23 protein-coding genes and 1 pseudogene are annotated in these 23575 nt (G+C 32.8%); 23 read left to right on the forward strand and 1 reads right to left on the reverse strand.

Translation table 11 applies throughout. From position 1 onward, the window contains the following. The 7 genes from QJV49_RS00750 to rnr all read left to right on the forward strand — a co-directional run bounded on the left by QJV49_RS00750 (nt 1) and on the right by rnr (nt 9574). On the forward strand, nt 1–1728 hold the full coding sequence (locus tag QJV49_RS00750; RefSeq protein ID WP_225511363.1) for a potassium-transporting ATPase subunit KdpA: 1728 nt from the start codon (nt 1–3) through the stop codon (nt 1726–1728). 8 nt (nt 1729–1736) lie between these two features. Beyond that, nucleotides 1737–3803, forward strand: coding sequence for a potassium-transporting ATPase subunit KdpB (kdpB, locus tag QJV49_RS00755; protein ID WP_225511528.1), 2067 nt, complete (start codon nt 1737–1739; stop codon nt 3801–3803). 17 nt (nt 3804–3820) lie between these two features. Continuing rightward, the gene (gene kdpC / locus QJV49_RS00760) at nt 3821–4450 is read left to right on the forward strand and encodes a potassium-transporting ATPase subunit KdpC (RefSeq protein ID WP_225511364.1); all 630 of its coding nucleotides are present in this window, start codon (nt 3821–3823) and stop codon (nt 4448–4450) included. A gap of 361 nt (nt 4451–4811) precedes the next feature. Then, on the forward strand, nt 4812–5054 hold the full coding sequence (locus QJV49_RS00765; protein ID WP_241892339.1) for a hypothetical protein: 243 nt from the start codon (nt 4812–4814) through the stop codon (nt 5052–5054). A 475-nt stretch (nt 5055–5529) separates the two neighbouring features. Further along, nucleotides 5530–5874: a helix-turn-helix transcriptional regulator gene (locus QJV49_RS00770; RefSeq protein WP_225511365.1), complete on the forward strand. Its 345-nt coding sequence runs from the start codon at nt 5530–5532 to the stop codon at nt 5872–5874. 57 nt (nt 5875–5931) lie between these two features. Further along, the gene (locus tag QJV49_RS00775; RefSeq protein WP_225511366.1) at nt 5932–7470 is read left to right on the forward strand and encodes a MucBP domain-containing protein; all 1539 of its coding nucleotides are present in this window, start codon (nt 5932–5934) and stop codon (nt 7468–7470) included. Between the two features lie 106 nt (nt 7471–7576). Beyond that, nucleotides 7577–9574, forward strand: a complete 1998-nt coding sequence (rnr, locus tag QJV49_RS00780) for a ribonuclease R (protein ID WP_225511367.1) — start codon at nt 7577–7579, stop codon at nt 9572–9574. Between the two features lie 229 nt (nt 9575–9803). Here the strand turns inward: rnr and QJV49_RS00785 are convergent, their stop codons facing one another. Next, nucleotides 9804–10064: a hypothetical protein gene (locus QJV49_RS00785; RefSeq protein WP_225511368.1), complete on the reverse strand. Its 261-nt coding sequence runs from the start codon at nt 10062–10064 to the stop codon at nt 9804–9806. Between the two features lie 641 nt (nt 10065–10705). Between QJV49_RS00785 and QJV49_RS00790 the strand changes: the two genes are divergently transcribed. From QJV49_RS00790 to QJV49_RS00865, 16 genes and pseudogenes are all read left to right on the forward strand, one after another. Continuing rightward, entirely contained in the window at nt 10706–11059 is a 354-nt protein-coding gene (locus QJV49_RS00790) for a helix-turn-helix transcriptional regulator (RefSeq protein WP_225511369.1), read from the forward strand. Between the two features lie 132 nt (nt 11060–11191). Beyond that, nucleotides 11192–12080, forward strand: a pseudogene (locus tag QJV49_RS00795) (MucBP domain-containing protein); the annotation flags it as partial. 69 nt (nt 12081–12149) lie between these two features. Further along, on the forward strand, nt 12150–12593 hold the full coding sequence (locus tag QJV49_RS00800; RefSeq protein ID WP_225511530.1) for a bacterial Ig-like domain-containing protein: 444 nt from the start codon (nt 12150–12152) through the stop codon (nt 12591–12593). Between the two features lie 129 nt (nt 12594–12722). Further along, on the forward strand, nt 12723–12887 hold the full coding sequence (locus tag QJV49_RS00805; RefSeq protein ID WP_241892324.1) for a DNA recombination/repair protein RecA: 165 nt from the start codon (nt 12723–12725) through the stop codon (nt 12885–12887). A gap of 207 nt (nt 12888–13094) precedes the next feature. Continuing rightward, on the forward strand, nt 13095–14192 hold the full coding sequence (locus QJV49_RS00810) for a hypothetical protein (protein ID WP_281449146.1): 1098 nt from the start codon (nt 13095–13097) through the stop codon (nt 14190–14192). Between the two features lie 451 nt (nt 14193–14643). Next, the gene (gene hisC / locus QJV49_RS00815; protein ID WP_225511371.1) at nt 14644–15726 is read left to right on the forward strand and encodes a histidinol-phosphate transaminase; all 1083 of its coding nucleotides are present in this window, start codon (nt 14644–14646) and stop codon (nt 15724–15726) included. Next, nucleotides 15714–16700, forward strand: a complete 987-nt coding sequence (locus QJV49_RS00820) for an ATP phosphoribosyltransferase regulatory subunit (RefSeq protein ID WP_032946489.1) — start codon at nt 15714–15716, stop codon at nt 16698–16700. The genes hisC and QJV49_RS00820 overlap by 13 nt, the downstream gene beginning before the upstream one ends. Beyond that, nucleotides 16693–17319, forward strand: coding sequence for an ATP phosphoribosyltransferase (hisG, locus tag QJV49_RS00825; RefSeq protein ID WP_225511372.1), 627 nt, complete (start codon nt 16693–16695; stop codon nt 17317–17319). Before QJV49_RS00820 ends, hisG begins: the two co-directional genes overlap by 8 nt. Further along, nucleotides 17303–18598, forward strand: a complete 1296-nt coding sequence (gene hisD / locus QJV49_RS00830) for a histidinol dehydrogenase (RefSeq protein WP_225511373.1) — start codon at nt 17303–17305, stop codon at nt 18596–18598. Before hisG ends, hisD begins: the two co-directional genes overlap by 17 nt. A 95-nt stretch (nt 18599–18693) precedes the next feature. Then, nucleotides 18694–19440 carry a bifunctional 2-polyprenyl-6-hydroxyphenol methylase/3-demethylubiquinol 3-O-methyltransferase UbiG gene (locus tag QJV49_RS00835; protein WP_225511374.1) on the forward strand — a complete coding sequence of 249 codons (747 nt, stop codon included), beginning with the start codon at nt 18694–18696 and terminating at the stop codon, nt 19438–19440. Further along, a complete protein-coding gene (gene hisB, locus QJV49_RS00840) occupies nt 19437–20039 on the forward strand; it encodes an imidazoleglycerol-phosphate dehydratase HisB (protein WP_225511375.1) in 603 nt (200 codons plus the stop codon). Before QJV49_RS00835 ends, hisB begins: the two co-directional genes overlap by 4 nt. After that, nucleotides 20040–20645 carry an imidazole glycerol phosphate synthase subunit HisH gene (hisH, locus tag QJV49_RS00845; RefSeq protein ID WP_225511376.1) on the forward strand — a complete coding sequence of 202 codons (606 nt, stop codon included), beginning with the start codon at nt 20040–20042 and terminating at the stop codon, nt 20643–20645. Next, the gene (hisA, locus tag QJV49_RS00850; protein WP_225511377.1) at nt 20642–21361 is read left to right on the forward strand and encodes a 1-(5-phosphoribosyl)-5-[(5-phosphoribosylamino)methylideneamino]imidazole-4-carboxamide isomerase; all 720 of its coding nucleotides are present in this window, start codon (nt 20642–20644) and stop codon (nt 21359–21361) included. Before hisH ends, hisA begins: the two co-directional genes overlap by 4 nt. After that, the gene (gene hisF, locus QJV49_RS00855; RefSeq protein WP_225511378.1) at nt 21351–22130 is read left to right on the forward strand and encodes an imidazole glycerol phosphate synthase subunit HisF; all 780 of its coding nucleotides are present in this window, start codon (nt 21351–21353) and stop codon (nt 22128–22130) included. The genes hisA and hisF overlap by 11 nt, the downstream gene beginning before the upstream one ends. Next, nucleotides 22127–22765: a bifunctional phosphoribosyl-AMP cyclohydrolase/phosphoribosyl-ATP diphosphatase HisIE gene (hisIE, locus tag QJV49_RS00860; protein WP_225511379.1), complete on the forward strand. Its 639-nt coding sequence runs from the start codon at nt 22127–22129 to the stop codon at nt 22763–22765. Before hisF ends, hisIE begins: the two co-directional genes overlap by 4 nt. Next, entirely contained in the window at nt 22766–23575 is an 810-nt protein-coding gene (locus QJV49_RS00865) for a histidinol-phosphatase (protein WP_225511380.1), read from the forward strand.

A 23575-nucleotide genomic window follows, 5' to 3' on the forward strand; every position in this document is an offset into this window, starting at 1 on the left:
ATGTTACAAGTTATTTTCGTATTGGCAGTAGCCATATTATTAATGATACCTACAGGTAAATACCTTTATCACATAGCAACAGATCAAAAGACCTTTGCAGATCCAGTCATGGATAAATTTGATGGTTTTATATATAAATTGATTGCTATGAAAAAACAGTCCATGACTTGGAAAAAATATGCGCTATCTCTGGTATTAACAAATGCTGTAATGGTTTTTATTGGTTATTTAATTTTGAGAATTCAAGAAATTCCATTTCTAAATCCTAACCACATTGGAGCAATGGAACAAAGTCTAAGTTTTAATACTGTAATTTCATTTATCACTAATACTAACTTACAAAACTATTCTGGAGAGTCTGCCCTTTCCTATATGAGTCAAATGATTGTCATTACCTTTATGATGTTTACATCAGCAGCTTCTGGTTTTGCAGCCTCAATGGCTTTCATTCGAGGACTATCCGGAAAATATAAAGATATGGGAAATTTCTATTATGATTTTGTACGAGTAATTACTCGTGTATTACTTCCATTTTCTATTATTGGTGCTTTATTATTGATATCACAAGGCGTTCCTCAAACCTTAGTACATAATTTGACAATTACAACACTTGAAGAAAAAATGCAAGATATTGCTCTAGGACCGGTAGCAGCTCTTGAAATCATAAAACATTTGGGAACAAATGGCGGCGGTTTTTTTGTAGCAAATTCAGCAATGCCTTTTGAAAATCCAAATATTATTACAAATATAATTGAAATGCTATCAATGATGATATTACCTGGTTCGATATTATTTGCGTTTGGATATATGGTTTCAGAGAGTCATCAAGAAAATAAATTATTAAATTCACAATTAAAAAGTAAAAGAAGATTTTTCTTAGGAAAAGAGGCTCGACCATTATTTATCGTAATGAGTGTTTTATTTTTAATCGGGCTTACAATAATTATTTGGGCTGAGTCCAAAGGTAATCCTATTTTACAGCACCTAGGCTTAAGTCAAGCTATGGGTAACATGGAAGGAAAAGAAACTAGATTTGGCACAAATATGTCAGCTTTATTTACCGAAATTACTACTGCATTCACAACAGGTTCTGTAAATAATATGCATGATAGTTTGACACCATTAGGTGGTGGTATTGCCATGATTAATATGATGCTTAATCTTGTTTTTGGAGGAAAAGGCGTTGGATTAATGAATATGATTCTCTACGTTCTTTTGACAGTATTCATCTGTGGTTTAATGATTGGCCGAACTCCTGTTTACTTAGGGAAAAAAATTGAAGGAAAAGAAATGAAATTGACTGCTCTAGCAATTATCATACACCCTTTAATTATTTTAAGTTTTACGGCACTAGCCGTTTCTGTTTCCGCGGGTATAGCTGGAGTATCCAATCCTGTATTTCACGGTTTATCGCAAATTGTTTATCAGTATACATCTTCGGCGGCGAACAACGGTTCGGGTTTTGAGGGGTTAAAAGATAATACCGCTTTTTGGAATATTACGACTGGAATTGCTATATTTTTAGGGCGATATCTCACTTTAATTATTCAACTTGCGATTGCTTCATCATTAATGATGAAAAAGTCAGTAAATAATTCTGTAGGTTCACTTAAAACAGATAGTGGAACTTTCACCATCGTTCTATTTGTAATAGTGATTGTAATATCAGCATTAACATTTTTACCAGTTTTGGTTCTTGGACCAATCGCTGAATCTTTAACATTATGAGGCTTATGATGATTTCTAAAAATAAAAAACTATTGAATCAAGAGATTCTAAAAAGTTCTATCAAAGGAGCTTTTATAAAACTTAATCCGGCATATATGATGAAAAATCCAGTCATGTTTGTCGTTGAGGTTGGATTTACTATTACATTAATTCTATCTATTTTTCCTAACTTATTTGGGACAGTTCAATCGTCAAGTCAAATTTATAATATAATTGTGACTTTAATCTTATTCTTAACAATTCTTTTTGCTAATTTTGCAGAATCTGTCGCTGAAGGCAGAGGAAAAGCTCAGGCGGAGAGCTTGAAAAAAACGCAAAAAAATATGAAAGCAAGAATTATCAATAAAGATAAAGCGACTAATCAGATTAAGGAAACTATTATTGATGCAATTGAGTTAAAAAAAGATGATATAGTTCTAGTTAAAGCGGGAGAATTGATACCAAGTGATGGGGAAGTGATTGAAGGAATTGCTTCCGTCGATGAATCTGCAATAACAGGAGAATCTGCTCCTGTTGTAAAAGAATCTGGAGGTGACTTTGCCTCAGTAACAGGAGGAACAACAGTTTCAAGCGACTGGCTCAAGATAAAAATCACTTCTAGTTCAGGAGAATCTTTTCTTGATAAAATGATTTCTCTAGTTGAAGGAGCCTCACGAAAAAAAACGCCGAATGAAATAGCATTAAATACTCTACTTGTGAGTTTAACTATTATTTTCCTAATAGTTATTGTGACACTCTATCCCATTGCTTCTTTTGTTCATGTGAAGTTAAGTGTAACAACGCTCGTTGCCTTAACGGTCTGCTTAATTCCAACAACAATTGGTGGTTTACTATCGGCAATTGGGATTGCTGGAATGGATAGAGTAACACGTTTTAATGTGATTGCAATGTCTGGGAAAGCAGTTGAAGCCAGTGGTGATGTGGATACTATGATTTTAGATAAAACGGGAACAATTACATTTGGTAATAGAATGGCCGCAAAATTCCTTCCAGTAAACGGTGTATCTTTAGAAGAGTTGACAGAAAATGCCGTTTTAACTTCATTGAAAGATGAAACACCAGAAGGCAAGTCTATTATTAGATTGGCCGAAGAACAAGAAGATAAGGATTTTATGACCCCAGCTGAAATGACTTTTGTAGAATTCACAGCTCAAACACGAATGAGTGGAGTTGATTTTCCAACAGGAAAAACAATTCGCAAAGGAGCAACAGATGCTGTTATTGATTATATTCAACAACAAGGAGGGGCAGTTCCTAATGATTTGAAGAGAATTACCGATGAAATATCTTCGGTAGGCGGCACACCATTGGTAGTTTCAGAAGATTCAAAGATTCTGGGAGTTATCTATTTGAAAGATACAATAAAGCCAGGATTGGTAGAACGGTTTGCTCGTTTACGAGAAATGGGAATTAAAACAATTATGTGTACTGGTGATAATCCTTTAACAGCCGCAACGATTGCTCAAGAAGCTGGGGTTGATAGTTATATCGCTGAATGTAAACCAGAGGATAAAATCAAAGCAATAAAAGTTGAACAAAACGATGGAAAAGTTGTTGCAATGACAGGTGATGGAACTAATGATGCACCAGCACTAGCACAAGCTGACGTTGGCATTGCAATGAATTCAGGGACAAGTGCGGCCAAAGAAGCAGCAAATATGGTAGATTTAGACAGTGATCCGACAAAAATTCTTGATATTGTAGAGATTGGTAAACAACTTTTAATTACAAGAGGAGCACTAACAACATTTTCTATTGCCAATGATATCGCCAAATATTTTGCGATTATTCCCGCAATGTTTATGCTTGCTATTCCACAAATTCATGTTTTAAATATCATGAATCTTGCAACGCCTTCCAGTGCAATATTATCAGCATTAATTTTTAATGCAATAATCATTCCACTTTTAATCCCTCTAGCGATGAAGGGCGTAAAATATAAACCACAGCATTCGGATAAAATGCTGACACATAATATGTTAGTTTATGGTTTAGGGGGAATTATTGCCCCATTCATTGGAATAAAAATTATTGACTTAATCATTGCTCCGTTACTGCATATGATTGGTCTTTAATGCTAAAAGGAGAAGTGATGAGAAAAATATTTAAAGAATTAAAAACACCTTTTCTAGTTACAGTGGTTTTTACAGTGATTTGTGGTCTTTTCTATCCATTGCTCATAACAGGTCTGGGACAAAGTATTTTTCCATATCAGGCTAATGGTAGTCTTATCGTTAATAAGGGCAAAGTGATAGGATCTGAATTAATTGGTCAACAATTTTCTGATGAAGGATTCATGAAGGGACGTCCCTCAGCTGTTAATTATAATACTTATACTGCAAAAGAAAAATCTGAGGGTAAATATTTGGGAGTGGCTTCAGGTTCTCAAAATTTATCACCTAGTAATCCCTTACTAAAAAAACGAGTAGAGAGTGATTTAAAAAACTTTCTAAATAATAATCCGAGCATAAATAAAAAAGATATTCCTACAGATTTATTGACATCATCAGGTTCAGGCCTTGATCCTAGCATTAGCCAACAGAGTGCCCTGATTCAAATTCCTCAAATTTCGAAGTCTACAGGTATAAGCGTGAGCAATTTGAAAAAAATGGTGGGTAAAAATACTCAAAATAAGACTTTAGGATTTTTAGGCGAAAAAACAGTCAATGTATTAAAAATTAATCTTGAAATTTACAATCAATTAGGTGAAAAAAGTGATTAATAATGGTAAAAAAACCAAAAACTATAAATCATAATAATTTATAGTTTTTTTGTAAATAATTTTCATTATCAAAACTCTATTGAAAGATTTTTAAAATACTTTTTCGGTTGTAAACTTTTAAAAATAAGCATATACTGACAGTAAGATAAAGAAAAGAAAGGGGTATTAAATGAGTTATAAATTAAACCAAAGTGACTTGGAATATATGCTTTTAAATGGTACTTATTTAGTTTTAGGACTTCTTAACTTGGATAAAGAGGTATAAACTATTCCGATGATGTAGGTTTGGGATAAGGAAAAAAACGTTATATATATCAATACTTTCAGTAAAAAGAATGTTGTTAAATATCTCCAAAAGAATGTGAAAGTATCATTAAATATTGTTGATGCAGTAAAATTGGATAAGGATAATTTTACTTTGCATTATAAATCGATTATCATTCATGGAAAACCTAAGGAAATAATAGATGAAGTCACTAAAAGAAAATCAATGGCCTTGGTTTGTGAGAAATATATTGGTGAGGATTATCCTATAGAGCACTTTCAAAGAACCTACAAAAACACTAGTGAAGTATTGACGGTTTTTGAAATTTCTCTCGAATAAATTAGTGGATTGGGACATGAAACGGAATAAAGGTGCTTTGACGGAATTAATGTATATAAAAAACATGTTGGCAAAAATAATAAAAAAATGTATAATAAAGAGTACATGTAACTAATGTAATATTTTTATAATTAAAAAAGAAAGTCTGATAAAGTAGGTATTTAAACAGTCCGTTGTTTAAATACCATGATGCTTTGTAAAATACTATAAAAAGACTCCGAAAAATTAAGATTTTTCGGAGTCTTTTTATGCCGACAAACACTTAATAAGCCACTTATAATTCTTTAATGTTCTTATATCATGACTTTTGTTTACTAAAGTATGTTATTTTAAATGCTGTATTTTATATACTGTTTTAGTAAATGTTAGTATTAGTGAATTTTCCATAAGTGATTATAACAGAATAATCACAGTACTTTCAGAAAAATCTTAATTTTTCTGAAAATTAGATTTTGATATTTTGAAAGGAAAAGTGATGGAAGAAAGTATATTTTATAAAAGAATTAAAAAACTAGCAAATGAGTTAGGAAAGTCATTCAATCAAATTGAAAAAGAATTAGGGTATTCTCGCAATGCCTTGAGCAATTATAAAACACAAACGATTCCTTCAGCCATTCGTTTATTAGAATTAGCAGAGTATTTTGATGTCACACCAAGATATTTATTGGGGATGGATAGTATTTACTCAAATAAACAGGAAAAAGCAAATTTTGCTGAGTTTCTTTTTAAAAATCTTGATAAAAATCAAAAACTTGAAATATGTAAGTTTTCGCAAATTTGGATGTTGCAAGAGTTAAAAGAGGAGCAATCTCAAAATTAAGAGAAGCATTACTTTTAGTGAAAAAATATTTTACAGATTCTATGGAGTTTATTTATTATGATTAAAAAAGCCAAAATGGAGAAGATGATGACAAAAAAATTAATCAGAAACTTATTTATATCATTGTTATTTACATCAATAATAGCAGTGTTTGGAGTTGGAAAAGTATACGCTCAAGGTTCAGTTTCGAGTAAGAGTCTGCAGGTTTCTGCAGATGGATCAGACTATTATACTTTGGGTTCTGACTTTTATAATCACTTTGTTAGACCTACAACTGTTGATTTAACGAAGAATAAGGTTGTATATAATAAACAGACACTGATAGTATTTAATGGCAGAATTGATAAATGGAAAATGTCCTTTATAAATCAGGATTCATCAGGAAAATCTTGGTTTAAATTTTTATCATACCCAGAAGCAACTAAAGGGGATATAAAAATTACTTATACGATAGATGGAATTAACTATTCTGATAATAAACCAAGTCTAGAGCAACTCAAAGGCTATATGGTCGAACTTCTCAAACCAATTGTATATCCAGATGATGCAAATAACCAAGAGAATGATATAGAGGTCTCTTTTCAACTTTCTCCAGATACAGATTACATATTGAGTAATTTCAACTTAAATAAACAGTTTGTTCCCTTTAGTGGAGAGTCATGGTTACAAAATTATAGTCCTGATCCCTTCTTTACTGATCGAAATCAACTCCAATTCATTTATCCTAATTATTCTAAAGGAGTGACAGTAGAGTACATTGATGAGGAAGGAAACAAGATTCATAACTCACAAACTATTAGTGGTTCAAAAGGAGATGTTTATGACGCCAGTACAGAACAGTACAAGTTGGTATTGGATGGTTACACATTAGACACAACTAAACTACCACAAAATAGTACAGGAAATTTTGAAGAAGAGCTTCAAACGGTCACTTACGTATATTCTAAAAATCCAGTGGTTGCAGCTGATGTAACAGTAAGGTATGTAGATATAGAGAATAATCCTATTTCAGAAGACATCATTTTACAAGGAAATATTGGTGAAAACTATTATACTAATAAAAAAGATATTAAAGATTATACTTTAAAGGAAGTTCAAGGAAATTCATCAGGTCAGTTTTCAGAAAAGGCACAAACAGTTACTTATGTATACACAAAAAATGAGTTACCTATTGCTACAGGAAAAGTTGTTGTAAAATATATAGATACAGATGGAAAATCAATTTCAAAAGATGTTGTTAGAACTGGAACTGTTGGCGAAGATTATATAACTGAAGAAAAAAATATTTCTGGTTATACCCTTCAAGAAATTAAAGGAAACTCAAAAGGTAAATATACTGCTAAAGTTCAGACTGTAACTTATGTTTATGCTAAAAATGAGATAATAAAAGCCAAAGATGAGTTAATAAGTTCTGAGACCAAATCCAAAAATAAAACAAATCAAAAAGTAAAAAATTCTAGTCCTGCAAATCCAAAAAGACTACCTGAAACTGCTGAGAATAAAAAAATGAGTATAATAATTTTCCTTAGTGGCTTTACTCTTATAGTCATAGGATTAGCTATTATAACATTTCGTCAAAAAAAAACAAGTAATTAAAAAATAAAAGGTCTGATAAAGGCTTTTTTTTATTATTAATAGTCGAATATTGCTTACTGATTATGTTATGATAGAGAGATACAATTGGAGGAAGAAATAAATATATATGGTTCAGCTATCAGAATTAGCATCAGCACTTAATCAAACAGAAAGTAAAGGAGTATTTTCTAAACATCCTAAAGGTTTCGGATTTGTTCATCCAGAAGACGCAACAGATAAAACAAATGATATCTATATCGGTAAAAATGATACTAAATTTGCGATGGATGGGGATAAAGTTACCGTTAAAGTTACCTATCCTAAAACTGAAAAGCGCGGTGCAAGTGGACAAATTACTAAAATAAATGAACGAGCCGTAGTTGATACGGTCGGGACTTACCGTTCTTTGTCTAATCGTCAAGTCAAAGCATTAGGATACAAAGGAAGAATAGAACTCTATAATGATCGAATTTCCGATACTTTATATATCAAACAACCTTTATCAGGGGTTCGAGAAGAAGATGTGGTGAGTCTTAAAATTACACAATATCCAACGGATACAAAGGCATTTGAAGGAAAAATTACAGGTATCATTGGACATAAAGGAGAAGTAGGACTAGATATTTTAGAAGTGCTTTGTGCTATGAAAATTCCACAAGAATTCTCTTCTGAAACTTTAGCTGAGGCTGAGGCATTTTCCGAAAAATTAACTGATTCAGATTTGCAAGATCGTGAAGATTATCGGAATGAAATTACCTATACCATTGATGGAGAAGATTCTAAGGATTTAGATGATGCCATCCACGTTAAAAAATTATCAAATGGACATTTTGAATTAGGAGTTCATATCGCTGATGTCAGTCATTATGTGACTGAGGGTTCTTCTTTAGATGAAGAAGCCTACTCACGCGCCACATCAGTCTATGTAACTGACCGAGTTGTTCCGATGTTGCCTGTTAAGTTATCAAATAATTTGTGTTCACTTAATGAAGCTCAAGAACGGCTGACAATGTCTTGTCTAATGGAAATTGATGACAAAGGTAAGATTGTCAGTTATAAAATATCACCTTCAGTCATAAAAACAACTTATCGAATGACTTATAATAATGTCAATAAAATGATTCATCAAGGACAAGAAGGTCACAGAGAAGCCCTTGAAAACTTCTCTAAAATTACCGATTCAATTAAAGTGGCCGTTGAACTTCATGAAATTCTTGAAACAATGCGAAAAGACAGAGGAATGATTGAATTTGACGAGAGTGAAGCAAAAATTATTTTAGATGAAAAAGGTCATCCAATCGAAATTGTAAAACGTGATCGCGATACTGCAGAACGAATGATTGAATCCTTTATGTTGATGGCAAATGAAACTGTTGCCCTTGATTTTCAAAAGAAAAAACTACCTTCCTTATATCGAGTTCACGATAACCCTAAAGAGAAAGCTTTTGCTAAATTGATGGAAGCTGCTGCTAATGCTGGCTTTTCCTTAAATTCGGATTCTCATCAAGCCATTAATTTCTTTGCTGATGAGATTAAAGGAACAAGTTCTGAAAAGGCATTGACTTATCAACTTCGACATACGATGTCAACAGCGGTTTACTCTGAAAAAAATACAAAACATTTTGGGCTCGCAGCGACTAACTATACGCATTTCACAAGCCCAATTAGGCGTTATCCTGATTTAATTATCCATCGTTTATTGCATTTATATCCTTCTGACCATTCTAACCGTACCAAAGAACAGTGGAAGGAACGCTTGCCTGAAATTGCTAGCCATTCTTCTGATATGGAACACCGTGCGGTCGTCACTGAACGAATTATTGATGCAATGAAAAAAGCAGAATATATGTTAGAGCGGATCGGAGAAGTTTATACTGGTACAATTACAGGTGTGCAAAAATTTGGTATTTTTGTAGCATTAGATAATACCGTTGAAGGTTTAATTCGAGTACCAAATTTACACACTGGAATTACAGAAGACCTTGAATTTGATGAAGAAGCAAGTATTTTTAAAGGAAAAAAATCAGAAACAATTTATCAAATAGGACAAGAAATAAAAATTCGTGTTATTGCTGCTAATAAACGAAAAGGAACAGTTGATTTTGAACAAATTGCTCCTGAATAAATCTAGTAAATAGCTAGATTTTTCTTTTGGTAAAAGCAGAAAGTACTTGTATGTGATTATATAGCTATAATAACTGCGGATAGTGATTATAAAATTAAACTTAGGTTAGCATCAATAACTCTAAAAGTTAACAGATAAAAAGAAGTCCTAGGGCTTCTTTTTATCTTGTTAATGCTTAATTCAGTTTTCTATTAATACTATTATCAAAGAAATGAGGTAGGTTTAGAAATTACTCTACAATAATTTGCTTCCCACTACCAGTACTACCTGAAAAATCAATAATTAAACTTTGAGTGGCTTCATCAATGTTAACTCCTTCACTTTTCACTTTGAACAGTAATGTCAGAATATGTTGGGAAATAATAACCAATTGAAGTACTTTGATGATCAGATTGTAACAGAATCCAATATTAACGACTGTTTCGATTGAGGCAGTAGTATCACCACTAATTCCAGCACCTAAGGCTACTGTCTCATCTTTTTCGCACACTATAAAGAGTTACGGAATGCTTTTATTTAGGATGAGTAAGAAGTAGAATTGTGTTAAATAAGTAGTTTATTATATACAATAATCTTTTATAAGCTATAAGGTGCTAAAAATTGGACACTTTATAGATACCAAATTTATAAAATAAAGGGCTACTATGAAATCATGAAAAGTTCAGTTTTGTTAGTTAGCAAATGAAAGTAAGTGTAAATAATAATAATTGATGAATGCTTATCCTATTGTAGACTTTTAGCTAAATTTGATTTATTATAAAAAACCGATATAACATATATATTACTAACTGGATAAAGATGTTGTTTTACAAGCAAAAGACTCCGAAAAATAATAATTTTTCGGAGTCTTTTGCTCTTCTCTGTGTAGTGCTAAACTAATTATAACTTAACTTACGGATAAATTCAACTATATTTCTAAAAATTACAAATAGAAGAAAATTTAGTTATGACATTCATGAATTTAGAGTAGTCAATAACCTACAAAAATCATTTATCAGAAAAATTATTATTTTTCTTATAGATGATTGTTATATAGTAATTTATGACACAGAATCGGAGAGTAAATGCCATAAATGTATTGTGTATCTGCTGTGTTTTTTGTATTTATTGAGAGTTTAAGGAAGAGGTCAAATGGATAAAACAAATTTATTTTATGAACGCTTACTAAAGGCAGTAGAACAAAGTGGTAAATCAGTGAATTGTATTGAGCGAGAACTAGGTTATTCACGTAATGCACTTCACAATTATAAAAATGGAACGGCTCCCTCAGGAAGTCGCTTAATTGAGTTAGCGCAATACTTTCACCTTTCACCAGATTATCTAATAGGAAAGGATGATGCTACAGATTATATCTGCCCAGAAAGTTTTTTTCAAAAACTAAATAAAGAACAAAAAATAAAAATGTTAAAAATTGCCCAAAAATGGGCGACTAGGCAAATTATAAAACCTGATTTTGAAATAAAGCAAATGAAAAAGAAGAATTAGATAGAAATGAACAAAAATTAACAACTACAATGTTAGAAATTATAAAAAAAGATGAATAAAAAATTTAGTAAATATATTTTATTGAATACAATTATATTTGGTACAATGAATGTTCTAAACAATTCATGATCCATGAAAAAAGTGAGCAGTGAAGAATTGTCAGTACATAATAGTGTACAAACCCAAAAGGGAGTAACAATAGATAAAAGTAATTTTGATAGATACTTTACTATTAATGGCTCTGCAAGTTATGATAAACAATATGGAGAGTTAATTTTGACTCCGGATTTGCAAGGTCAGGCTGGTTCTGCAACTTCAAAAACAAAGGTTGATATTACCAGAGATTTTTCAATATCAATGTCAGTAAATTTAGGAAGTAAAACTCAGCCTGAAGGAGGTGGGGATGGAATAGCTATAGGTCTGTACAATGATACTCCAGGGAAAATAGGTACTGGTGGAAATTCTTTTGGATTTTGGGGGGGTACGGGAAGCTTTTGGATTCAAGATGGATACGGCATTTAATGATAGTGATGCTGCAGATTTCCGTGCTGATCCTAAAGAATTTCAGGACATGATGACAAAAAACTACGCATTTGGTGCCTTTGTTAGTAACGAAGCTGGTTATATAACTACACTTGATAAGACAGGAAAATCGGTTAATAGACCCAATGATAGCTATAAAGATTTTATGTTATCATATAATGCTACTTCTAAAGATATTAGTGTAAATTATGATGGAAAAGTATGGAGCTATAATGTTTCTGGAAAATTTTCAAATAATCATCTATCATTGATAATTAGTGCAGGTACGGGGCTAGCAAGTAATAAACAGTCTGTTATCGTTCATAGTTTGGATGCAGTACTGGATAGTGCACCGGTCACGGTTAAGTATATTGATGAAAATCAAGCTTCTATTGCCCCAGATAAGATATTAATTGATACGCTAAATGCTCCCTACGATGTCACAGGCAATCAATATAAGATTCCAATAACTGGATATGTACTGGATGATAATAAGCTTCCAAGTAATGCTGTCGGAACATTTTCAAACAGTGAACAAATAGTTACTTACATCTACAAAGTTGACCAGTTGACACTCAATGTAAAAAATTCTACTATCTATACAGGGGATGTATGGAGCCCCCAAGATAATTTTGTTTCCGCTACAGATGTTGATGGAAATAAGGTTGACTTCAACCAACTTACAGTTGATGCTTCAAAAGTAGATACAAATAAAGCTGGGATTTATGATGTCACTTACACATATGATGGAGTAACAAGTACTGCTAGAGTAACGGTTAAGGACAAAACATCAAATGTATTGCTTTCAGAAGAAAATAAGGACATTGAGGCTGTTTCTGAAAAAATTAGCGAAAAGAACGATAATAAAAATGATAAATCTGATGATTCTGTATCAAAAAAAATATTACCAGAAACGGGAGAGGCACAGTTATTAGTTACCACTACAATGATATCCGGTTTTGTGATTCTTTTGATGTCAATCCTATTGGCTAGAAAACAATTGAAAAAATAAAAAAGAACTAATTAAATAGTTCTTTTTTTTGTTTGTAAATTTATAGGTTAAAATAATCATTTTTTAAATTATACGGAAAACTCACTTTATATTAAATAAGCTAAAAATCTTGATATAAAATCAGAGAGTTTGATATTCACTCAACCAGACACAGGAGAAGGAGCTTTTTATATGATTAATGAGTTTGTAGAAACAAGAGCTTTTGATTTAATAGTCATTGATTCGGTTGCTGCTCTGATAACTACTTCACAAATAGATTCGTATATATTAGATTTATTATGCTTGACAATATAATTTGAGCATTATTCAGTATAATATGAAGTGATGCCGTAGAATGTTGCAAAGCAACGTCAAAGCAGAAATAGTATAATCACTTAATTGATGGTGACAGGTAATTTAGTCTATAACAACCAATATAGATTAAATTTTGATATGATAGTAGGAAAAGTAAGCTTTTAATAAGTGTGAAGTATAAAAAACGGGAGATAAAAAGTTTAATTTATGAGAAAAAGAAGTGGAATGATTAATGAAAAGGAGTGGAAGAAGTCTTTTAAAAATATCAATGGACGACTTCCAAATGAGAATGAGTATAGAGAGGCTATTTCAAATGGTTTATTGAGGGAACCTAATCAACCAAATTCGGATAAAAAAACAATAATTATTGTAGGAGCTATTCTTGGAGGCCTATTAGTAGTTATTATTGCTATTTTATTGACTATTTTTTTCTATCCAAAACCAGCTGAACCACAATCAAGTTTTAATAGTAATTCTACTCAGTCAAGTATTTCTAGCATCGAAACTGATAGTAAAAAAGATTCTTTATTTACTTGGAGTAATCTTAATTTAAATGAGCAAATTGCTTTGATTGCTCAAGCTTATGCTGGCCTAAATCCCCAGACAACAATTTTATCAGCTGACAAAATTTCGATGACTGCAAATGGTAATAAAGGAGTTAATGATGGTTTTATCCAATGGTATGATCAAAATCATAAATTGCATAAATTGAATGTTCTTATAAGTGATGAGAATGTTAATTATGATTATCTTAGTAGTGCAGGTCAAGCGGAGAAAAAAAGTACAAAAATTAGTAAAATGATTTCTAATTATTATGAAACAGATAGTATGAAAGAAGAAACAGAAACGGTTACTTCAAAAATGGTGACTCCAGCGGACTTATTAACTTCCGACCCAATTGGTTTTGTACAAAACAATATCGTGGGAAAAGGTTTCATCAGGCAAATTAAAAGTTACGACGGAATGAATCCCGATAGGGCTATGAAAAATGGTGGCCCCCAAAATCTCATTCATGATGGAGTTGAATATTATTATTTTACTGACAATAATTCTGTCAAACTTACAGGACTAGGCACCTACGTGTCATCAGCTAAACATTCTTATAGAATTACTGACAGAAGTATTACAATTGATGGTGTAGGATATCAAAAAACTACCTTAGCAGAAATTCCATATAAAATTGAAAATGGAGAAGTTTTCTTCGAAGACGAGTCAATTAATTATGAAGCTCATACATATATTTATTCCTTCAGAGAAGATTCAAAAGCAAAAGATTATATAGATTCCAAAAAGGAAAGTAACTGATTGTTATAATGTAATTTCTATTTTATATCTGGATAAACAAAAAGAATTAATATTTTCGAATAAAATACCAGCAATTGTTGGTATTTTTCTTGTTTTAAAAACAAAATAGATATTTTTTTAAAATAAATGTTGACTTTTAAAAATATAAGTATTATAATTCAGATAATTAAGAATTAACAAACAAGAGATGAAAGAGTAGTCTTAGGTATCAGTTGAGAGAGCCTTGTTGCTGAGAAAAGGTCTGATAATGGGATGAACCACACTCATCGCTATCTTACTCATATTATTATGTGAGCGTTAGCTGCGTTAATGCTAAGTTGTTATAACTTACCGAGGTCACTTTTGTGAAAAAGTGATAAATTAAGGTGGAACCACGATTAAACCGTCCTTTAAGCCAAGTGCTTTTAGGCGTTTTTTTATATTATCTTTCTATTCTCGAAAGGAGAAATCTATGAGTTGGCAAAATAACCTTCGGTCAGTAAGTCCCTATATTGCAGGTGAACAACCAGAACTTACTGACATGATCAAACTAAACACTAACGAAAATCCCTATCCACCCACTAGTCTAGCTCAATTATTAAATGAGCGTGTTAAGACAAAAAATTTGCGTCTTTACCCAAGCACTGATGCGAAAAGTTTAAGAAAAAAATTGGCGGAATATCATCATTTAGAAGTTGAACAGGTTTTTATTGGAAATGGATCTGACGAAGTTTTGTCCCTTAGTTTTCTGACTTTTTTTAATAGTCAAAGCCCTTTATTAATGCCTGACATTACTTACTCTTTTTATCCAATTTATTGCGAACTCTATCGGATTCCCTTTCAAAAAATCCCTGTAGATGATGATTTCAAAGTTTCAATAAAAGATTATTATATTGAAAATGGCGGAATTGTGATTGCAAATCCTAATGCTCCAACGGCTTTGGCACTAAATCTTAAAGATATAGAAGAAATTCTGAAAAAGAATCAAAACTCCATTGTCTTGATTGACGAGGCCTATATTGATTTTGGCGGGGAAACATGTCTTCCCCTGCTAAAAAAATACGATAATTTAGTAGTGGTTCAAACTTTTTCTAAATCACGGAGTTTGGCAGGAATTCGTTTGGGTGTAGCTTATGGCTCTGCTGAAGCAATTTCTCATTTGTATGATGTGAAAAATTCATTTAATTCCTATCCAATTGATAGTTTGGCACAAATTATTGGAGAAGCAAGTTTAATGGATGAAAATTATTTTCAAAAAAACATCCAGAAAATTATTAAGACAAGAGAAGTTTTTAAAGAAAGTCTGGTTAATTTAGGATTTGAAGTGACTGATTCAAAGGCTAACTTTGTTTTTGTTCATCATCCAAAAGTAAGAGCAGAAGAACTTTTTAAGGCGCTTTATGAGGCAAAAATTATTGTCAGGCATTGGAATCAACCACGGATTGATGATTGGTTACGGATAACTATTGGGACTAATAAAGAAATGAACAAAGTGATTGAATTTTTAAAAGGCTATTTAAAAAAGAATGAGGAAATTGACGAATGGAAAAAATAAATTATCTGCTTCCTGAAGAATCGGCAGAAATGACCTTGAATCAAGTTAAAAGTCTACGGCAGATAGAAGGTCGTTTAAGGAAATTATTTGGCCTGAAGAATTATCAGGAAGTCATGCCCCCAAGCTTTGAATATACACAACTCTATACGGCACTTGAAAGTAATGGAAAAACTTTTAATCAAGAAAAAATGTTTCAGTTTATCAATCATGAGGGACAATCAATTACACTCCGTTATGATTTTACACTTCCTTTAGTTAGACTTTATTCGCAAATCAAGGATTCTACTAGTGCTCGTTATTCATATTTTGGAAAAATATTTAGAAAAGAAAAACGGCATAAAGGTCGTTCAACGGAAAATTATCAGATTGGTATTGAACTTTTTGGTGAATCAGCCGATAAGTCAGAATTAGAAATTCTTAGTTTAGCCCTTCAAGTGATTGAACAGTTAGGTTTGAATAAAACGGTCTTTGAAATAGGCTCAGCAAAATTTTTTCAACGTTTATGTCATTTAGCTGACGGTTCAACAGAGTTACTTACAGAACTTTTACTCAAGAAAGATTTGAGTGGTCTTAATGCTTTTATCGAAAAAAATAATTTTTCTAAGGAATTAAGAGAACTTTTGAAAGAAATATTTATTACTAATGAGTTATCAAGGTTGGAAAATTTAGTGACAAATACAAAAGATGATGTGCTCATTTCTTCCTTTAAACAGCTTAAAGAATTTTCAGAGAAACTTTCAATGATTAAACCGATTATCATTGATTTGGGAATGGTTCCTAAAATGGATTATTATACTGATTTAATGTTTAAAGCTTACAGTTCAGCAGCTAATCAACCTATTTTATCAGGAGGAAGATATGACCAACTATTAAGTAATTTTCAAGAAGAGGCGGTTGCCATTGGTTTTTGTTGTCATATGGACACCATTCTAAAGGCTCTGGAAAGACAAGAATTGGAGGAAGACAATGATTAAAATTGCCATAACTAAAGGACGAATCCAAAAACAAGTCACCAATTTATTGGAAAATGCGAACTATGATGTTGAACCAATTCTAAATCTAGGACGTGAATTACAAATTAAAACGAAAGATGATTTACAAATCATTTTTGGAAAAGCTAATGATGTCATTACTTTTTTAGAACATGGAATTGTTGATATTGGCTTTGTTGGTAAAGATACGCTTGATGAAAATGATTTTGATGACTATTATGAGTTATTGGATTTAAAAATTGGGCAGTGTATTTTTGCCCTTGCTTCCTATCCTGACTTTGCAAATAAAAATTTTCAAAGACGGAAACGAATTGCTTCTAAATATCCAAGAGTGACAAAAAAATATTTTGCTCAAAAGCAAGAAGATATTGAAATTATCAAGTTGGAAGGTTCTGTTGAGCTTGGACCAGTTGTTGGTTTAGCCGATGCAATTGTTGATATTGTCGAAACAGGAAATACTTTATCTGCAAATGGTTTAGAGGTCATTGAAAAAATCAGTGATATTTCAACACGAATGATTGTCAATAAATCTAGTTTCAAATTTAAAAAAGATAAAATTATAGAAATGGTGGAGAGGTTAGAAGATGCTCAAACAAATTGATTATCAAGGAAAGCTGGAAGAAATTGCCGAAAAATTTCAAGGTCGAAAAACAGAAGTATCGAAAGAAGTTAATAAAACTGTTCAACAGATTGTAGAAGATATTCAAAAAAATGGAGATACTGCCTTATTTAACTATGCTAAAAAGTTCGACGGTTATGAGGTGAATACTAGTAATTTACTCGTCACGCGCATGGAACGTGAAAAAGGATTAGAACAAATTGAGGAGGATTATTTTAGAATTCTTAGGCGTACAAAATCACAAATTGAAGAATTTCATAAGCACCAACTAGGAAATTCATGGAATATTTTTAAGGAAAATGGCGTTATCATGGGACAAATTGCACGTCCTCTGGAACGTGTTGCTCTCTATGTCCCCGGAGGAACGGCTGCATACCCTTCAACAGTCATTATGAATGCTGTTCCAGCACTTTTAGCAGGCGTCAAAGAAATTATTATGGTTACTCCAGTTAAAGCTGATGGAAAAGTAAATCCCAATATTTTAGCAGCTGCTGAAGTTTGTGGAATAGAAACAATCTATAAAGTGGGTGGAGCACAAGGTGTTGCCGCCGTTGCGTATGGGACAGAATCTATTCCTAAAGTTGATAAGATTGTCGGACCCGGAAATATTTTTGTGGCTACGGCTAAGAAAATCTGCTATGGGGTGGTAGATATTGATATGATTGCCGGTCCATCAGAAGTTTTAGTTATTGCTGACGAAACTGCAAATCCAAAATATATCGCTGCTGATCTAATGGCGCAAGCAGAACATGATAAACTTGCGTCAGCGATTTTAGTGACGACTTCTGAAAAACTTGTTCAACAAGTAGATAAGGAATTAAATAGACAAGTTCAAAATTTGGAACGTCGTGAAATCATTGAAAGTTCCATCAGTAATTACGGTGGAGCCATTGTTGTAAAAAATATTGGTGAAGCCTTTGATGTTTCCAATCAGCTGGCTCCAGAACATTTAGAAGTTTTGACTAGTGAACCTTTAACCCAACTTCCAAAAATCAAAAATGCTGGCTCAATTTTTCTTGGAGAATATACGCCAGAACCGCTAGGCGACTATATGTCAGGAAGCAATCATGTCTTACCAACTGGAGGAACAGCCAAATTTTACTCTGGTTTGGGTGTCTATAATTTCATAAAATATTCAACTTATAGCTATTATCCTAAAGAAGTTTTGGCTGACTTTAAAGAGGATGTTGAGGCATTTGCTAAATCAGAAGGATTGACGGCTCATGCTAACTCAATTTCTGTGAGATTTGATGAAATGTAATACTTGAGACAAGATTTTAAAAATTTATTGGTAAAGATGTGAGGAGCCACATGGATCTTAAAATATTGAACAAGAAAAATAGTAGGTAAAAAAACATGACAAAACAAGAAACTTATTACGCAGAAGTTTTCGAAAAACCATGGGGTCGGATGTTCTACGATTTACTTTTTCCCCAGCTCCTATCAAATTTTACAAAAGATTCAAAAATTCTCAGTTTTGGTTCTGGATTTGGACGGACGGAAACTTTTTTGGTGGAACAGGGATTTGAAGTCACGGGCTATGAGCCTGACGTAGAAAAACTCGAGATGATGTCTGACCAAACTTTTCGTCAGTTGACAGGAACTTTTGACGACTTTGCAGAAACTGTTAAAAATGAGCGTTACGACGTGATTCTCATTCACAATGTTTTAGAATACGTCCCCGACCGAAAAGTCGTGTTGGAATTACTCTTGCCACTTTTGGCAGATGACGGAACGCTTTCTATTGTCAAGCACAGCAAGTACGGTAGCATGATAGAAATGGCAGCAGGACGTGATAATCCGCAGGCAGCGCTTAATGTATATGAAAATGAAGCTGTCGCTTCGCACAACCACGGCGATATCCTAGTTTATGACGATGATTGGCTGACAGATTTTGTGGTAAATTACAAACTGAAACTCAAAGAAGAATTTGGAATTCGCCATTTTTACGGTATTTCACAAAACACAGAAATCAAAGAAACAGACAACTGGTACCAGCCCATGCTTAAGTTAGAGCAAAAAGTAGCGAAAGACCCTACGCTGTATCCAGTCGCACGATTGCATCATTTGATATTTAAAAAAACTAAGGAGAACCTGTTATGACACGCATATCACACATCACGCGTAATACCAAAGAAACACAAATCGAACTTTCCATCAATCTTGACGGCACAGGTCAAGCGGACATTAGTACAGGTATTGGTTTTCTAGACCACATGCTGACACTTCTCACCTTTCACAGCGATTTTGACTTAAAAATCATAGGACATGGGGATCATGAAACAGTAGGGATGGACCCGCACCATCTCATTGAAGATGTTGCGATTGCTCTTGGCAAATGTATCAGCGAAGCGTTAGGTAATAAGCTCGGTATTCGACGTTATGGAAGTTTTACCATTCCAATGGATGAAGCTTTGGTGACTTGTGATTTAGATATTAGCGGACGACCTTATTTGGTATTTCATGCTGATTTATCAGGAAATCAAAAACTTGGTGGCTATGATACAGAAATGACTGAGGAATTTTTTCGTGCCCTTGCTTTTAATGCTGGCATTACTTTACATCTGAACGAACATTATGGGCAAAATACGCATCATATTATTGAAGGCATGTTTAAATCTACAGCGAGAGCGCTAAAACAAGCTGTAAGTATTGATGAATCGAAAGCTAATTTAATTCCATCATCGAAAGGATTACTATAAATGATTGTTATCATCGACTACAATCTCGGAAATCTTCAAAGTGTACAGGCCGCATTTTTACGATTGGGACAAGAAACAGTAATTTCAAGAGATCTAGAAGAAATTCGTAAAGCAGATGCAATTATTCTTCCAGGAGTTGGGGCCTTTCCTACAGCAATGAATAATTTAAAAACGTTTAATTTGATTGAACTTTTACAAGAACGAGCTGCTGCTGGAATACCAATATTGGGAATTTGTTTAGGGATGCAAGTACTTTTTGAAAAAGGATACGAGATGGAAGAAAGACAAGGTCTTGGACTTTTAAAAGGAGAAGTAATTCCAATCAAAACTAATGAAAAAATTCCGCATATGGGATGGAATCAATTAAACCTGGCTAAAACCAGTCCAATAACTCATTATTTGTCTGATAATGATGAGGTTTATTTTGTTCATTCTTATCAGGCGACTTGTCCTAATGATGAACTCATTGCCTACACCATTTATGGCGAAGTAAAAATTCCGGCAATTGTTGGAAAAAATAATGTGATAGGTTGTCAATTTCACCCTGAAAAGAGTGGAGAAATTGGCAGAAAGATACTAAAATCGTTCTTGGAGGAAATTAAATGAAGATTATTCCTGCAATTGATTTGCAAAATGGAGAAGCCGTGCGTCTCTACAAAGGAGATTATGATAAAAAAACGGTCTATTCAAAAAATCCACTTGAAATTGCTCAAAAATTTGAAAGAATGGGAGCGACTGACCTGCATTTGGTTGATTTAGATGGTGCTAAGGTAGGACAAACTCGTAATTTAGAGCTTGTGCGAAAAATAAAAGATGAAACAAGATTGAAAATCGAAATTGGTGGTGGAATTAGAGATTTAGATACAGTTAGACTTTATCTTGAACAAATTGGTGTGGAACGAGTGATTTTAGGAACCGCAGCGGTAGAAAAGCCTGATTTTCTTAAGGAGCTATTAATTAAATACGGTCCAAGCAGAATCGTTGTTGGGGTTGATATTAGAGAGGGTTTTGTATCAACAAGCGGTTGGTTAGAAAAAACGAGTCTTCCTTATCTGTCATTTTTAAAAAAATTAGAGAAAATAGGGGTTAAAACTACTATTATTACTGATATCTCCAAGGACGGAACACTGGCAGGTCCAAATTTTAAACTTTATGATGAAATTTCAAAGGAATGTTCTCTAAACGTGATTATTTCTGGAGGTGTAAAGGATAGTTCTGATATTCAACGCGCATCTCGTTCTGACTTCTATGGGATTATTATTGGGAAAGCTTACTATGAGGGAAAAATTAATCTTGAGAAGGAGTTCAGGAATGCTAACTAAAAGAATCATCCCTTGTCTTGATATTAAAAATGGTAAGGTAGTTAAAGGAATCAATTTTGTGGGTTTAAGAGAAATAGGTGATCCAGTGGAATTGGCCAAAATATATGAAGAACAGTGTGCAGATGAAATTGTTTTTCTTGATATTACAGCATCTTTTGAAGAACGTGAAATTATTGGTGAATTAATTGGTCGGGCGGCGCGTGAACTTTCAATTCCATTAACCGTTGGTGGAGGAATTCGTTCAATTGACGATTTTAGAAGAATTCTTGCTAGAGGAGCTGATAAAGTATCCGTCAATTCAGCTGCAATTGAAAATCCTGAACTTATTCGTCAAGCGGCTAACGAATTTGGCGTTCAATGTGTTGTTGTTGCTATTGATGCTAAAAAACGAGCAGACTATAAGGGATATGAAGTCTATATCAAGGGCGGACGTGAAAATACTGGTCTTGACTTAGTTGATTGGGCTAAAGAGTGTGAGAGATTAGGAGCGGGTGAAATTTTACTAACCTCAATGGATAAGGATGGAACAAAGACAGGTTACGATTTGGAAATGCTGAATGCCGTTTGTACTGCAGTTAATATTCCTGTTGTAGCAAGTGGTGGTTGTGGGAATATTTCGGACATTGTTGAAGTTTTTCAAAAGACAAAAAGCGATGCTGCCCTTGTTGCTTCATTATTTCATTATGGCGAAGCAACAGTTGATGAAGTTAAAGATGAACTTATAAAAAATAATATTCCAGCAAGAATTATTAAGAAGGAGACTGTATGAGACCAGATTTTCATAAGCAGGAACTTATTCCTGTTATTATTCAAGATTATCAAACAAATCAAGTATTAATGCTTGCCTATACAAATGAAGTGGCTTTTGAGAAAATGCTTGAAACTGGTGAAACTTGGTTTTGGTCACGTTCACGACAAAAACTTTGGCACAAAGGAGAAGAATCAGGGCATTTTCAAAAAATAAAAGGAATGCGTTTGGATTGCGACCAAGATACTTTATTGGTTTTTGTTGAACAAATTGGTAATGCTTGCCATACTGGGGCTTACTCTTGTTTTTATGATGAACTTATTCCTTTTGATGACTCTGATATTTTTAGAGAGTTGGAGAAGCAAATCATTGACCGAAAGTTACATCCAGTCGAAAAATCTTATACAAATTATTTGCTTGAAGAAGGTATCGATAAAGTATTAAAAAAAGTTGGTGAAGAAGCAAGTGAAGTGATTATTGCTAGTAAAAATTCAGATAAAGTAGAACTTTTAGGAGAAATTGATGATTTACTTTATCATTTATTTGTATTAATGAATCAGCAAGGTATTTCTCTTGCAGAAGTGAGACAAAAAGCAAAAGAGCGGCATCAGATAGAGGGAAATAAGAAGGAATTTCATACAAGGACGGCAGATTAAATGAAAAAATTAGATTATCATTTTCACTCTCATTTTTCAGCTGATAGCGAGGAGCTTCCTAGAAACCATGTGATAGAAGCTATAGCACATGGTTTAGAAGAAATTTGTTTTACAGAGCATCGAGATTTTTATTTTCCAGGAATGGATTTTTCATTAAATCTACCTGAGTATTTTCAAGAAATTAATCAATTGCAAGCGGAATTTAAAGATAAAATTAAAATAAAAATTGGCTTGGAAATGGGAATTGATTTACGTTTTAAATCAGAAATTAATCAGTTTATTGATTCAGCTCCTTTTGATTTTGTGATTGCCTCTGTTCATGAAATTGGAGATATTGAAGTTTATGACGGAACAGAATTTTATCTACAGAAAACAAAAGAAGAAGCACAAAGAGAATATCTTTTAGCTTGTTTAGATGTTGTTCAAAATTTTGAGAATTATAATTCATTTGGTCATTTAGATTATGTTGCTAGATATGGACCTTACACGGATAAATCTATAAAGTTTGCAGAGAATCGGGAGATTTTATTTGAAATCTTGCGGGCTTTAGCTTCAAAAGAAAAAGCATTAGAAATAAATACTAGATTGTTTGATGATCCGAAAACTGAACAATTTTATAGTGATTTATTGATTAATTTTAAAAAATTAGGTGGAAAATTTATAACTTTAGGAACGGACAGTCATATAGCAAAGCGTGATTGGCTTTCAATTCGTAAAGCAAGAACTCTAATTAAAAAAGCTGGTTTTCACGAACTAGCAACTTTTAATGGGATGAAAATTGATAAAAATAAAAAGTCTATTAAAGAATAA

It is taken from the genome of Lactococcus sp. NH2-7C (genome assembly GCF_029953655.1).
In the GTDB taxonomy this organism is placed as follows: Bacteria; Bacillota; Bacilli; order Lactobacillales; family Streptococcaceae; genus Lactococcus; species Lactococcus lactis.

Excerpts from the sequence above, each read along its gene's own strand:
- QJV49_RS00750 (WP_225511363.1), top strand. The coding sequence starts at position 1 with ATGTTACAAGTTATTTTCGTATTGGCAGTAGCCATATTATTAATGATA.
- kdpB (WP_225511528.1), top strand. The coding sequence starts at position 1,737 with ATGATTTCTAAAAATAAAAAACTATTGAATCAAGAGATTCTAAAAAGT.
- kdpC (WP_225511364.1), top strand. The coding sequence starts at position 3,821 with ATGAGAAAAATATTTAAAGAATTAAAAACACCTTTTCTAGTTACAGTG.
- QJV49_RS00770 (WP_225511365.1), top strand. The coding sequence starts at position 5,530 with ATGGAAGAAAGTATATTTTATAAAAGAATTAAAAAACTAGCAAATGAG.
- QJV49_RS00775 (WP_225511366.1), top strand. The coding sequence starts at position 5,932 with ATGATTAAAAAAGCCAAAATGGAGAAGATGATGACAAAAAAATTAATC.
- rnr (WP_225511367.1), top strand. The coding sequence starts at position 7,577 with ATGGTTCAGCTATCAGAATTAGCATCAGCACTTAATCAAACAGAAAGT.
- QJV49_RS00790 (WP_225511369.1), top strand. The coding sequence starts at position 10,706 with ATGGATAAAACAAATTTATTTTATGAACGCTTACTAAAGGCAGTAGAA.
- QJV49_RS00810 (WP_281449146.1), top strand. The coding sequence starts at position 13,095 with ATGAGAAAAAGAAGTGGAATGATTAATGAAAAGGAGTGGAAGAAGTCT.
- hisC (WP_225511371.1), top strand. The coding sequence starts at position 14,644 with ATGAGTTGGCAAAATAACCTTCGGTCAGTAAGTCCCTATATTGCAGGT.
- QJV49_RS00820 (WP_032946489.1), top strand. The coding sequence starts at position 15,714 with ATGGAAAAAATAAATTATCTGCTTCCTGAAGAATCGGCAGAAATGACC.
- hisG (WP_225511372.1), top strand. The coding sequence starts at position 16,693 with ATGATTAAAATTGCCATAACTAAAGGACGAATCCAAAAACAAGTCACC.
- hisD (WP_225511373.1), top strand. The coding sequence starts at position 17,303 with ATGCTCAAACAAATTGATTATCAAGGAAAGCTGGAAGAAATTGCCGAA.
- QJV49_RS00835 (WP_225511374.1), top strand. The coding sequence starts at position 18,694 with ATGACAAAACAAGAAACTTATTACGCAGAAGTTTTCGAAAAACCATGG.
- hisB (WP_225511375.1), top strand. The coding sequence starts at position 19,437 with ATGACACGCATATCACACATCACGCGTAATACCAAAGAAACACAAATC.
- hisH (WP_225511376.1), top strand. The coding sequence starts at position 20,040 with ATGATTGTTATCATCGACTACAATCTCGGAAATCTTCAAAGTGTACAG.
- hisA (WP_225511377.1), top strand. The coding sequence starts at position 20,642 with ATGAAGATTATTCCTGCAATTGATTTGCAAAATGGAGAAGCCGTGCGT.
- hisF (WP_225511378.1), top strand. The coding sequence starts at position 21,351 with ATGCTAACTAAAAGAATCATCCCTTGTCTTGATATTAAAAATGGTAAG.
- hisIE (WP_225511379.1), top strand. The coding sequence starts at position 22,127 with ATGAGACCAGATTTTCATAAGCAGGAACTTATTCCTGTTATTATTCAA.
- QJV49_RS00865 (WP_225511380.1), top strand. The coding sequence starts at position 22,766 with ATGAAAAAATTAGATTATCATTTTCACTCTCATTTTTCAGCTGATAGC.